Annotated in this window: 15 protein-coding genes; 5 read left to right on the top strand and 10 right to left on the bottom strand. The window is 32.8% G+C overall.

Features of this window, described 5'->3' with window-relative positions; all coding sequences use genetic code 11:
* Positions 1–29: 29 nt before the first annotated feature.
* The gene (locus LIX58_RS04890) at positions 30–329 is read right to left on the bottom strand and encodes a hypothetical protein (RefSeq protein WP_126564754.1); all 300 of its coding nucleotides are present in this window, start codon (positions 327–329) and stop codon (positions 30–32) included.
* A 159-nt stretch (positions 330–488) separates the two neighbouring features.
* Here LIX58_RS04890 and LIX58_RS04885 point away from each other — a divergent pair, with 159 nt between their 5' ends.
* Positions 489–2,099 (top strand): MutS-related protein, encoded by a 1,611-nt coding sequence (locus LIX58_RS04885; RefSeq protein ID WP_126564755.1) that lies wholly within the window; start codon positions 489–491, stop codon positions 2,097–2,099.
* A gap of 123 nt (positions 2,100–2,222) precedes the next feature.
* On the opposite strand, the gene LIX58_RS04880 is transcribed toward LIX58_RS04885, so the two are convergent.
* Both LIX58_RS04880 and LIX58_RS04875 read right to left on the bottom strand, forming a co-directional pair.
* Positions 2,223–2,789 carry a DUF805 domain-containing protein gene (locus tag LIX58_RS04880; RefSeq protein ID WP_154836987.1) on the bottom strand — a complete coding sequence of 189 codons (567 nt, stop codon included), beginning with the start codon at positions 2,787–2,789 and terminating at the stop codon, positions 2,223–2,225.
* Between the two features lie 189 nt (positions 2,790–2,978).
* Positions 2,979–3,842 (bottom strand): hypothetical protein, encoded by an 864-nt coding sequence (locus LIX58_RS04875; protein ID WP_126564757.1) that lies wholly within the window; start codon positions 3,840–3,842, stop codon positions 2,979–2,981.
* 159 nt (positions 3,843–4,001) lie between these two features.
* Between LIX58_RS04875 and LIX58_RS04870 the strand changes: the two genes are divergently transcribed.
* Positions 4,002–4,685, top strand: a complete 684-nt coding sequence (locus LIX58_RS04870) for a M15 family metallopeptidase (RefSeq protein WP_154836985.1) — start codon at positions 4,002–4,004, stop codon at positions 4,683–4,685.
* 76 nt (positions 4,686–4,761) lie between these two features.
* Here the strand turns inward: LIX58_RS04870 and LIX58_RS04865 are convergent, their stop codons facing one another.
* From LIX58_RS04865 to panB, 6 genes are all read right to left on the bottom strand, one after another.
* Positions 4,762–6,213 (bottom strand): SulP family inorganic anion transporter, encoded by a 1,452-nt coding sequence (locus LIX58_RS04865; protein WP_126564759.1) that lies wholly within the window; start codon positions 6,211–6,213, stop codon positions 4,762–4,764.
* Positions 6,214–6,290: 77 nt separating this feature from the next.
* Complete coding sequence (locus LIX58_RS04860) at positions 6,291–6,905, bottom strand: hypothetical protein (RefSeq protein ID WP_154836983.1); 615 nt, start codon at positions 6,903–6,905, stop codon at positions 6,291–6,293.
* Between the two features lie 217 nt (positions 6,906–7,122).
* The gene (locus tag LIX58_RS04855) at positions 7,123–7,428 is read right to left on the bottom strand and encodes a TM2 domain-containing protein (protein WP_126564761.1); all 306 of its coding nucleotides are present in this window, start codon (positions 7,426–7,428) and stop codon (positions 7,123–7,125) included.
* A gap of 209 nt (positions 7,429–7,637) precedes the next feature.
* Positions 7,638–8,021, bottom strand: a complete 384-nt coding sequence (gene panD, locus LIX58_RS04850; protein ID WP_103298828.1) for an aspartate 1-decarboxylase — start codon at positions 8,019–8,021, stop codon at positions 7,638–7,640.
* Positions 8,022–8,024: 3 nt separating this feature from the next.
* On the bottom strand, positions 8,025–8,879 hold the full coding sequence (panC, locus tag LIX58_RS04845; protein ID WP_126564762.1) for a pantoate--beta-alanine ligase: 855 nt from the start codon (positions 8,877–8,879) through the stop codon (positions 8,025–8,027).
* Positions 8,863–9,690, bottom strand: coding sequence for a 3-methyl-2-oxobutanoate hydroxymethyltransferase (panB, locus tag LIX58_RS04840; protein ID WP_126564763.1), 828 nt, complete (start codon positions 9,688–9,690; stop codon positions 8,863–8,865). The genes panC and panB overlap by 17 nt, the downstream gene beginning before the upstream one ends.
* A gap of 318 nt (positions 9,691–10,008) precedes the next feature.
* Between panB and LIX58_RS04835 the strand changes: the two genes are divergently transcribed.
* From LIX58_RS04835 to LIX58_RS04825, 3 genes are all read left to right on the top strand, one after another.
* Positions 10,009–10,860: an oxidoreductase gene (locus tag LIX58_RS04835; protein ID WP_154836981.1), complete on the top strand. Its 852-nt coding sequence runs from the start codon at positions 10,009–10,011 to the stop codon at positions 10,858–10,860.
* A gap of 180 nt (positions 10,861–11,040) precedes the next feature.
* Positions 11,041–11,220, top strand: a complete 180-nt coding sequence (locus LIX58_RS04830) for an HTH domain-containing protein (protein WP_226386135.1) — start codon at positions 11,041–11,043, stop codon at positions 11,218–11,220.
* Positions 11,221–11,399: 179 nt separating this feature from the next.
* On the top strand, positions 11,400–11,918 hold the full coding sequence (locus LIX58_RS04825; RefSeq protein ID WP_226386134.1) for a hypothetical protein: 519 nt from the start codon (positions 11,400–11,402) through the stop codon (positions 11,916–11,918).
* Positions 11,919–11,964: 46 nt separating this feature from the next.
* Here the strand turns inward: LIX58_RS04825 and LIX58_RS04820 are convergent, their stop codons facing one another.
* Positions 11,965–12,879: a hypothetical protein gene (locus tag LIX58_RS04820; RefSeq protein ID WP_126564766.1), complete on the bottom strand. Its 915-nt coding sequence runs from the start codon at positions 12,877–12,879 to the stop codon at positions 11,965–11,967.
* Positions 12,880–12,993 lie beyond the last annotated feature (114 nt).

Below are 12,993 nucleotides of genomic sequence, written 5' to 3'. Positions count from 1 at the left end.
CATAACTGATTCATTCAACGAAACCAACTTCAATCTTCTGTAAAAGTATTGTTCTTTCCTCTGAGATCTTCGTCAGACACTCTCTTACTATTGTCATTTAATCGTTCTAAAACTATAAGTTCATCAAATTGATCTTCATAATCTTCTATCGTTTGAAGTAAATTTTCATACTGTTGTTGAGTTAAAATGACGCCTTCAATATTTTTCTTATTTAAAATGTAGACGCCAGTTTGTAGTTTTCTTGCCATTTTAAAAATATTTTTAAGGTTTGAATTTAATTCAGTCATAGATGCAGTAGGAACAGTTTCAGTAAAATAAGATATAAACATATTCTAATGCTCCTTCTCGATGTTTGATTAACTACATTATACTTCTAAATCATTCTTAAATCGTTTATACAAACATCTCATTTTAATTTATATTTTTTGTTAATTACATCTTATTATGAAATAATTATATAAGTGAATTAAATAATTAAGGAGTTAATTATGAATATTTATCAGACTTACGCACTTTTGGTATTAGGCATTATCATTTTAGGAATAATTGTTAACATTGTGATTTCAATTTCTGAGAAACGAAAGTTAATCTCTAAAATTCAATATTTGTGGCAGAACAAACGTCCTTTAGAAACATTTATACGTCCAAATGCTCGCTTTGATTATCAATTTAAACTTAGACGCGATACATACCCTGACCGCAATTTCATTGATGATAAGACGTGGTCAGACTTAAGCCTTGAAGACATCTTTCATCGAAGCAACTTTAACTTCACCGCAATTGGTGAAATGAAATGGTATGCCACTTTACGACATATGTTTCAAACAAATAATAAACAACTATTAGACCAGTTCAATACAAACACACAGTTTCGCAATAGCGTTTCATATCGCTTAGCCCTAATTGGTAAAGTCGTCTATCCGATCTTCCCAGATCAACTTAAGCCAATTAAACGCAATAATTTATTTATGATATGTCCTTTCCTGCCAATATTAGGATTATTAATAATATTCATTTCTCCATCAACTGGTGTCCTAATCACAATCTTTGCAGTTTTACTCAATATCATCTTATCAGGCACCTTAAAACGCACTTATGACCAAGACTTAAAATCATTATTCTATACAGCTAACGTCCTTAAACAAGGATATTATCTTGACCAAATAGAAGGCACGCCAGAAGTTAAAACCAACTTCAATCACTTCAAAGGCGCACGTTTATTTAGTGGCCTACTCGGCAAAGTTGGCGACCAAGATATCGGTGGCGCTTTCGTCATGATGTTGAAAATGGCATTCATGGTAGATTACTTCCTCTTCCATACCATCCAACACACATACTTTAAATATCAAGACGAATTGCTAGCTTGCTATGACTACGTAAGCACCCTAGACAATCATTATTCGCTAGCCATGTACCGACGCACCCTAGACACCTACTGTGAGCCGACTGCCTTTTCAGAAAAAAAGAAGATAGAATTTACCAATTTAGTTCATCCTTTATTGGAAAATGCAGTGCCAAACGACCTCAACATCGATCACAATATTCTATTAACGGGTTCAAACGCATCAGGGAAATCAACATTTATGAAATCTGTAGCAATTAACCTGATACTCGCCCAATCTATCGAAACTGCGACAGCCGACAAATTTAGCTATCAACCCGGTTTAGTCTATACTTCCATGGCAAATGCCGATGACGTGCTATCAGGCGACAGCTACTTTATGGCCGAGCTTAAATCAATCCGCCGTTTATTTGATATAGAAACTGACATGCCAGTTTATTGCTTTATCGACGAAATCTTTAAAGGTACAAATACGACGGAGCGTATTGCAGCATCAGAATCTGTACTTAGCTATTTAGATCAAGAACTTGATTATAGAGTCATCGCAGCAACACATGATATTGAATTGTCAGAGTTATTACAACCTGACTATCATAACTATCATTTCAATGAATCTATTGAAAATAATGAAATCTACTTTGACTATAAGATTAAAGAAGGCAAAGCTAATACACGTAATGCGATTGAGTTATTACGTATCACGCATTTCCCAAATAAGATATATAAAAACGCGAAACAACAAGTTGAACAACTGTAGTTTCACGTCTCAAACTTTAAAATGTTTCATGTAAAACATTTTTCTAGGAATTTATTAAATTACAATAAATAATGCCTATATAAGCTAATTTCAGCATTAACTTATATGGGCACTTTTAAATGTTTAGGCTTCTTCGTGATAAGGTTTTAAGTTTTTAAATTTAGGACTTTCACCGTATTTATTTTTTTCAATTTTACTATTAAAACAAGTGATTACAAGTTGATAAATACCTAAAATAAATGTAATCAAACTAGCTCCTAATGTGAATCCTAAACTCCATCCACTTTCAAGATTAGGGTCATTAATATCAATAAAGACTTGGCTTATAAATACTATAATATTTAAAACTACGACAAGTACTGGTACCAACATAGTGCGATTCGTATCATGGAAACGTCTTGTAGTTAATGCAAGTTGAGGGATGAGAATCGCTAGTACATAAATAATCGTATAAAAGCCTGCACAAAGAACTAAAATAACTCCTGCAATCATGAAACCTTCTTCATGTAAGGAAAATGCTAGTATAAAGAAAATGATACCTGTGATGTAAACAAGTAAAGAAGGAATATAAAAGATTAAGTGCCATAATTGCATAAACCAATACTCACTACGTCTTGAACGCCCTTTAAAATTGAAGTAATTCTTCCAAAATAGTTTAAAGGCTTGACCGAAACCTACTTTTGGGTTCATATTTAATGCCTCCTTTATCCACCTTTTCTTTTATCTTATCATATGTAAAATTTATTAAAAATGAATATAAATAAATAATTTTTTCAATATTATACATGTAATTATTTTTCTAATTTTACGGAAAGCATATAGATTAAATAAGCTCAGAAAAGCAATTAATCTTGCTTCTGAGCTTTAATACCTATTATTTTATTTTTCCTGCTTTATCACTTTGCCATTAGGATCAAGTTTAGATATTTTCCCTTTTTCCATAACATATGTACCTAAGATTTCCCCATCTTTATTACGGTAATTCACTTTCCAATCACCTTTATTGCCTATTGGTTTAACATCATCCCATATGTAATTCGTTTTACTCACAGGAATGTCTTCAAAATCAGAAATAAGTTGATACGCTTGAGTACGGAAATGTGTATTTACCACTCCAGATTTTTCTAAATTTTTATCTGAAAGTGGGTTTTCTCCATCTTCCTCATCTTTTGGAGGTGTAGTTGAAATGTTCATTTTACTGATTAACTCAGGCAACGCTTTATTTCCTTTGTTTTTAAGATACACGTCTTTTAAATCTACCTCTTCGCCTTTAGTTAACAATTCATTGTAATCTGTCACATCTTTTTTCAAACGCCCTATAAAGATTTTATCTTTATTGACTCCAATCAACGCTTTAAAATTTCCTTTATCTGGATATACTGTATAAAAATGCATACCGTCTGGGGCATTATCGATTGAATCTTTAAATTTAACCAACGTAAAATCAACTAATTTAAGAATCTTCTTACCTGTAGATAAACGATATTCATAAATTCCTGTTAGAATTTCGTTTTTAGTTAATGTATATTGTTCAGCATCTTCAACACAAAAAGCTAAAGCTAATTTTGTCTTTTCAGATAATTTAGCTGTATTAATCGTAGTTGTTTTTGCTTCACTCTTATTAGATTGTTTATCTTTTTGTTCTGTATGAGAATTATCTTTATCTTCTTTAGAAGGATTGCTTGTACTACAAGCTGTTAATAATATTAAAAGCGCTCCGCTTAAAAATAAAAATTTCTTCATTCATTACTCCTTTAACGTTCACATTATTAAATAAAAATATTATACTTTATTTATACAATAGTTTTAACTTAAGTTAAATATAAATTTTTCTTTTCCTACGCTGATTTATATTAACGACTCTATTATTTTATTTGAAGATACTTAGAAAGGGATATTAAAATGAAAAAATTTTTTGCAACATTAATATTCAGTACTTTATTACTCACAGCTTGTGGTAATCATTCAAATAATAAAGATGTTTCTGACAATGATCAAAACCAACAAAATGAAGATACTCAAAATAATCAACATATAAAGAAAAATCATAAAAAAGTAACAAAAAATGGCTGTACATACATAGATAATATTTTAATTGTTAATAAGGAAGTCAGTCTTCCCTCTAATTTCAATCCTGGAGAGAATCCAGAGTCTCAACAAGCACTTCAACAAATGTTCAATCAAGCGCACAAAGAAGGCCTTAATTTATACAAAATTAGTGGTTTTAGAGATTATCAAACTCAAGTGCAACTTTTTAATCAATATGCCGCACGAGATGGTAAAAAAGCAGCTGATAAATATAGCGCACGTCCAGGTCACTCAGAACATCAAACAGGTTTAACGTATGATGTGGGAGCCGTGGGTTCAAATAAAAATTTATATAAAAGCTTTGGCAATACTAAAGAAAGCAAATGGATTGCTAAACATGCACATGAATATGGCTTTATCGTACGCTACCCAAAAGGGAAAGAAAAAGTCACTGGTTATCAATATGAACCATGGCATCTGCGTTATTTAGGTAAAGATACTGCTAATAAGGTTTATCAGTCTAATCAAGCTTTAGAAGAATACCTAGGCTTAAAATAAAAAATACCCATGAAAGTAAAGGCACGAAAAGTTTGCCTTTATTTTCATGGGTTTTAAATTAATACGAACGTTTAATTTATAATAAATGATTTTCTTTTAATTGACTCAGTTCAGAGATGATTTTTCGACTATCTGTATTTAAGTTTTTGACTTGAACCGTATTATGTTGATCTTCATATTTTTTCACAATAGTATCAATCGCATCTACAGCGGAATCATCCCATAAATGCGCATCTTTAAAGTCTAATTCAATCGTTTCATTTTGAATACTAAAATCAAGTTGGTTCATCATTGAATCAATAGAAACGAAGAAGATTTGACCTTTAAATGATAGTACGCGTTTGTTGTTTACCTTTTCAGATAAAACTTCAATATTAGAAATCTTCGTTGCAAAGAATAGCGCACTAAAGATAACACCTACGACTACGCCAAGTGCTAAGTTACTTGTAAATAACACAATAACAACTGTCAGAATCATCACAAATGCGTCAGTCTTTGGCGCATTTTTAATATATTTAAATGAACCCCAATCGACCGTGCCAATTGAAACCATGACCATAATACCAGCTAATACAGGCATTGGCATTTCAACGACTAAATGGCCAAGTACCATAATCATAAAGATTAAGAAGATACCCGCCGTCAATGTTGATAATCTGCTATTTGCACCTGAACGCACATTGATACCTGATTGACCAATCATCGCGCATCCGCCCATACCACCAAATAAGGCTGTAATAATATTTGCAATACCTTGTCCACGTGCTTCCTTATTTTTATTACTATAAGTATTAGTATAGTCATCCACAATTTTCGCTGTAAGTAAGGATTCTACTAAACCTACAATAGCCATGGAAACGGAATAAGGTAGAATGATTTTTAAGGTTTCCAGTGTATAAGGTACATCAGGAATAATAAAATGAGGTAATGCTTGTTTAATCGTTCCCAAATCACCAACTGTACGAATATTAGCGCCAGTATATAAGTAAAGTGCTGTCAGTAAAATAATCGCAATAAGCGGTGCAGGAATTGCAGTGAAATATCTAGGTAAAATGAAGACAATAAGCAAAGTAACAATCACGTAGATGTAAGTTGCAATTGAAATTCCAAAAATATGTTCAATTTGAGATAAGAATATCATGATACCCAAGGCATTCACGAAACCAATCATCACTGAACGTGGAATGAATTTCATTAAGCGACCTACTTTTAAAATCCCTAATAGCAATTGAATGATTCCCATTAAAATTGTCGCTGCAAAAAGATATTGAACGCCATGCTCTTTGACTAACGGCGTCACAACTAATGCCACAGCAGCCGTTGCACCTGAAATCATCGCAGGACGTCCTCCAACAATCGCAGTGACCGTTGCGATGATAAATGCGGCATATAACCCTACCATAGGATCTACACCCGCAATAATAGAAAACGCTATCGCTTCAGGAATTAAGGCAAGCGCAACTACAATCCCAGCCATAATATTTTTACCAGGATTGACTAACCATTCAGACTTTAATCTTTCTATCATTTTTGACTCTCCTTTTTTAGACAGAGCCTATTATAACAGTTAAACATTAAGTTGTTGAAAACTTTTTTAAAATTTAGTTATTGTGGCATATTATTTTCAATATACTCCCAAACTTTGGCATTAACTTCCTTATATTGACTAACAGGTACGGGTTCCTCGCTATAGTTATATACAGTGTCACCATTTCTATAAACATAATTATTGTAATATTTAACTAATATATTATAAGTTCCACTATCTATTTTTCCATTTTTAGGACGTAAAGGACCGTCTGGTGCTGGAGGGCCTCCATCTTGTTCAATTACTTCTCCAGTATATCTATTTAGAATTATATGACTTTTTGCAGAACCATTAATTCCAAATAACGGACTTTCAATAAATATTTGATTATCATCGCTTTTATCTTCTCTATAATCAAGATCACCCTCCTTAAAAGACACGCCGCCTTCTTTTTCCATTAAGTCATAAGAGATATTTTTAGCCTTATCAATCGAAATGGGATTAGATTCTTGATTGTTACTCTGAGATGTTCCATTTTCGACGTTCTGATTTTGATTATTACTAGTCTGTTGCTGATTTTGTTGAGTATTATTATCATTATTTTTATTCTTATCTAAATTTATATTGATATCACATGCACCTAAAAATACTGATAATAATAATGAGATACTTAGAAGTTTCTTCAATCTCAATTGTAACCCTCCTCAAATATATTGTAGACTACAAAATAGTTATATGAAACGTTAGTATCTAAATTGAAAATTTCCTTTATTTCAACAAAATAAGAGACTGAGACAAAATAAAATGTCCCAGCCTCAGTTAGCATTTTGGCAGTGATTAGTTTGAAATAGGCTTAAATCAAGCTTTTCAAATTTAGTCATCATTGCCAGAGAGGATTTCCCAATATTTCTAATGATTACGAAGTAATTTAACTTCATTTGTGGCTTGATCTCTAATTGCTTGTTCATAGTCTCGTGCCCATTTTGGGATTAGGAACACATCAATTAGTAACCAAATTAAAGTTGGAATATAGAATATCCACCAACTTACAAGTAAGGTAACTAAAAGTAAACCTACTGCTGACCCTGTTTTACCAAAATAAAAACGATGTGCCCCAAAGCTACCTAAAAAGAACCATAGTAGAAATGCAGGTGTTTTAGATTTACCTCTGTTAGCCACTTGCTGTTCAATATAGTTTTTTTCATCTAAATCCATGATTTAACACCTCTATTATATAAATATTTCATTTTATATTTATATAATATAATACCATACTATTCTAATCAGGATACCTGTTTAAAAAGTTTTACTTCCAACTTTTTAAACTTTGCTTTTATTTAATTAGCGAAAAATTTCGAGGGAAAGGTTCGCATCCTCTCCCTCGAATTTCAAATACTAATTTTTAAGACTGCCGGCTCACTTAATTATTTAATAATTGTGCCTTCTTTTTCATGAATCATTTGAATAATTTCGTTCTTTTCATTCATAACAGCTACTTTTGGCGCATGATCAATTAATTCACGTTCATCTAGTTGAACATATGTCATGATAATAACGACATCATCTACTTCAACTAATCTAGAAGCTGCACCATTTAAACAAATCTTGCCACTACCTCGTTCACCCGCAATCACGTATGTTTCAAAACGGGCTCCATTATTATTGTTAACGATAGCTACCTTTTCATTAGGCAAAATATCCACCGCATCTAAAATATCTGCATCAATCGTGATACTTCCAACATAATTTAAATTAGATTCCGTAACACGGGCTCTATGTATTTTACTATTCATCATTGTTCTAATCATAACTTACTTTCCACTTCCTAAAATAATATTATCTATTAAACGTGCTTTCGAAAACTTAACAGCTAATGAAATAAATATTTGCCCTTCAATGTCAGTAACAACTTCTAATTCTGGATAGCTATAAATCGCAACTTCATCAATATGACTACTTGTATTTTCAGCTAAATATGTTTTAATCGCACCGACTATTTTATTACTACGACGTTCGCCTTCTTCATATAAAGACTTAGCTAATTTTAAACTTTTACTTAAATGGACAGCTTCTTGGCGTTCGTTTTCTGTTAAATATACATTTCGTGAACTACGTGCTAAACCATCTTCTTCACGTACAATATCAATTCCTATTATTTCAATTTGATGGTTAAAATCTTCTACCATTTTTTCAATAATTGCGAGCTGTTGAGCATCTTTTTTTCCAAAATAAGCTTTATCCGGACGTACAATATTAAATAATTTATTTACAACCGTCACTACGCCATCAAAATGGCCAGGGCGTTGGGCACCTTCTAAGACTTCCGCTAGACGTCCCACCTTCAATGTCACGCTTATTTCGTTTGGATACATCTCTTCAACTTCAGGATGGAAAACGTAATCAACATTAATTTCTTCCACTAACGCTACATCTTGTTCAATTTGACGTGGGTAAGCATCGAAATCTTCATTAGGACCAAATTGTAATGGATTCACAAACACGCTTATAATCGTGACATCATTTTCTTCTACAGAACGGCGCATCATACTTAAATGTCCTTCATGCAACGCACCCATCGTTGGTATAAACCCAATTGATTTCTCAGAACGTTTCAACTCTTGCGTAATTTGTTGCATCTCTTTCACAGTCTTAATTACTTGTGTCATCACTATTTACCTCATCCAATATTTTCTTCTTATACGTATGTTCTTCTGCTGGGAAAAGGCCAGCTTTTACCTCTTCGTCATATTGCTTAATACCTTCAACACCTACTGAGAAATCAGCAAACTGTTTCACAAATTTAGCATATCGATCAACGCCGTAATTTAACATATCGTGATATACCAATACTTGACCATCCGTATTTTTACCAGCACCAATACCAATTACCGGAATATCTAATTGTTGACTAATAAGACCAGCTAAATCACTAGGAATGGCTTCAAGAACTAAGGCTACAGCGCCGGCTTCTTGTACTGCATGCGCCTCTTGAATTAATTGTTCCGCAGCATCTTTCGTGCCACCTTGCAAACGATAACCCATGACGCCAACGCTTTGAGGCATTAATCCTAAATGTGCCACGATAGGAATACCGATTTGAGTAGCTTTTTTAATGAAACTTACTAAATGCGCACCTTCTGCTTTTAGCGCATTCGCATTCGTTGCTTGATATAAAGTAATCGCATTTTTCAAATCATGCTCATCACTTACACCAACTGCGCCAATGGGTAAATCCACAACTACAAACGTGTCATCTGCACCACGGCGCACCGCTTTACCATGATGAATCATATCATTTAATGTAACTTGCGTTGTTGTTTCATAACCTAGCACCGTCATGCCTAGCGAATCTCCAACTAATATCATATCCACACATGCTTCTTGTGCTTGCTTCGCACTAGGATAGTCATAAGCGGTAATCATCGAAATTTTCGTTTTACTTTGCTTCATTTCTACTAATTTCGCTAAATTTTTCATTTATTTAATATCTCCTATAGTATGAGTTCATTTATATTAAAATTCATTATATAGCCTTATACGTAATAATACTTTAAAATACTCTCAAAATTTAAAATTTCGCCATAAATAAGCTTATTTAAAATAGTTAATACACTATTTCAAATAATTATTAAATAACATAGTGTTTATTATTTCAATACAAAACTTTATTTTCAATAAAAGTGTAAATTCAATATCCATATAATTACAGTACTTAGTTTATTAAAATAACCACATTTTCTTACAATAAAAAATTGTATAATAATGAATATATTTTTTAGGAAAGGAACTTTATCCATGAATATTGCGATTATTGGTGCTGGCGCAGTTGGAACTATCATTGCACACGAACTCAAACAAACCTTACCGAACGTCACTCTTATTGGACGTACATCAAAACAAATGACTATTCAGCCGGCTAACCAAACCATCAAAGTCCACGACATTAAAGAAATAAAGTCGACTTTCGACACTATCATCATTGCCGTGAAGACGCATCAACTTGACGCCTTGATGCCACAACTTCACCATCTTGCACATAGCGAAACAATTTTTATTTTGGCTCAAAATGGCTATGGCCTACTCCCACAGCTTCCTTTCAAACACACTTATCAGGCTGTGGTCTATATCAGTGGACAAAAGACAGAAGACAAAGTCACACACTTCCGAGACTATCGTCTACATTTACAACAAGACGCACACACTACAGAACTAAAGAAAGTCTTTGATAAAACAAAAATCGAGATTGTTTTAGAAGAGAATATTGAAGAAAAAATATGGTATAAATTACTCGTTAATCTAGGTATTAATTCAATAACTGCACTCGGTAGAAATACCGCTCAAATTTTAAAAATTAATGAAGTAAATAATCTGTGTAGAAAGTTGTTAACAGAAGGAATACAAGTGGCAAAAGCAGAAGGGATTCATTTTTCAAATACTATTGTCGAAGATATCATGAACATTTATGCAGGCTACCCTAATCAAATGGGAACAAGTATGTATTACGACGTTATTGCGAATCAACCACTTGAAGTCGAAGCAATTCAAGGATTCATTTATCGCCAAGCAAGAAAGCATCAACTTAACACCCCACATCTTGATACCATTTATGCGCTTTTACTTTCACATCAATCACTTACTCAACAATAAAAAATAGTGGATAATTTGTGCTTAAACACTGATTATCTACTATTTCTATTTCTTCAATAAAATTCCGTTTAATCGCCACAATTTTTTAATTTTAGAATTATACACATCACAAAAATAATATGGTACGATATAAATAATTTTTAAAGTAAGTTTACTTTCGATATAAAGGGGACAACATTCTTGGATAAATCGAGTCGTATACTTAACCTACTCACATTACTTCTTAATGGTCGTATCGTTACACAAGATGATATACGTAACTTCACAGATGTAAGTAAAAAATCTATTCAACGTGATATTAATACGATCAATACTTTTTCTATGAAAGTCCTTATTGGAATCATACTAATACGCGTGTAGTATACAATCACAAACGTAATGGCTATGAACTTAAGCAAGAAACGAGTTCTAAACATAGCTTAGGTATTTTAAGTTTACTAATTAAATTACAAAGTTTAACGCCAATATTACATTATGACATTCATAAATATCTTTCGAGTTCTATTGCTGCGCTCAAACTTTCAGATAAACACATGCTAATGACAATGTTAAATCAGTTTAAAGTGCGACCAGAGGTTTTACCGGGCAAGTTATTAATGGCACTTCAAAAAGCCATAGTTAATAAAAACTTAGTTCGCATTGAAGTGAAGAATCAAAAATTTGTTATTAAACCACTCTCTATTTTATACATGCATTTCGATTATTGGTTTACTTATGAAGAAAAGCATAAGATTTATACTATATCGTTACGAGATATCCAATCATTTAAAGTACTTGAATCAAAATTTATCAAAGATTGTGCCTCAAACCCTGTTTTATTCGAAATAGATGAACAAATTTGGAACCAATTTCAACAACAATTTTCAATAAAAGAAGTAGTAGAACGCTACGACAAAAATTTACTCGTCTGGGTCAATTGCACAAGATACGATGCCTATTACATCGCTTACCAATTGGCACCATTAGCCAAAATGCTAGAACCCCAATCATATATCGATAGTTTCATCCAACGCTTAGATGAAATTAAACAAACCTATGAAAGTAAAACAGAGATCTAATTATATAAAATTAGATCTCTGTCTCATTTCTTCTTAATATCCGAATTTATTCCGGGTCTCCATTTTCATCATATTTCGTTACATCTCCATCAGCAGTAACAATATAAGAACCCGCTAAATCACCATTTTTATCAACAAACGAGAATCCCCAATCCCCATCAGAATTTTGTTCAGGCTCCTTATAAGTATAAGTAGACGTATCCAACTTATGACCCTCATAATCTTCAACCTTATCAATCACATTTTCACGCGTTACCTTTTCACTACTAGATTCATCAGTAGCGTCATCTTCAGGATTACTAGTCTGTGGTGCCTGACTAAATGAAATTTGGTTCGCTACCTCTTTATAATCTGAATTATTGCCATATTTTTCATATAAATCATGAATATCAAGCTCATTACCAGCTTGAGAATTTACAAAAGATTGATAATTACCAGGACTTTGAGTGCCTGCTATTAAAATCTTATCATTTCCAATTCCAACAAGCGTCACAAAATTACCCTTAGCAGGTCTCGCATTATAAAACTTCATATCACTTGGCGCACCTTCAATACCAGCTCCCGAATGTTCCATATAATAAGTATCAATATGATGTTGACGATCACCATCAAAACTTTTTGTCGTATATGAATGATTTCTCAATTCATCCGCTGTAATTGCATACTCTGAAATTGCTCCATCCTCTAACGCTAAAGCCAATTTCTCCGCTTGAGATAAATTCTGTACCTCATTATCAGTATTATTATTCTTTGATTCTTGATTAGAATTCTCATTCGATTTTGAATTATTGTCCGCTTTTTTAGATTCCTCAGATTTCGAATTGTCGCTACTCTTATTATCCGACTGCGACGTCTTATTACTATCCTCCGTCGACTTACCAGGCCCATTAATCGTCAAACTACAACCCGCTAACAACAACGTCCCCGTCAACGCACCAACCATTAAATAATTCTTTTTCATTTTCCCATTCCTTTCTCTTTTTGAAAATGCAGAACCAAATACCCCTTAATTAATCATACTTCCATTATAACTGTTAATACCGACATAATCCGTCGCTGCGCAAAATTTCCACAA

It is taken from the genome of Staphylococcus sp. Marseille-Q1834 (assembly GCF_916858875.1).
Lineage (GTDB): Bacteria > Bacillota > Bacilli > Staphylococcales > Staphylococcaceae > Staphylococcus > Staphylococcus pragensis.
Note: the sequence above shows the minus strand (reverse complement) of the source record. Positions and strands in the feature narration are given on the sequence as shown.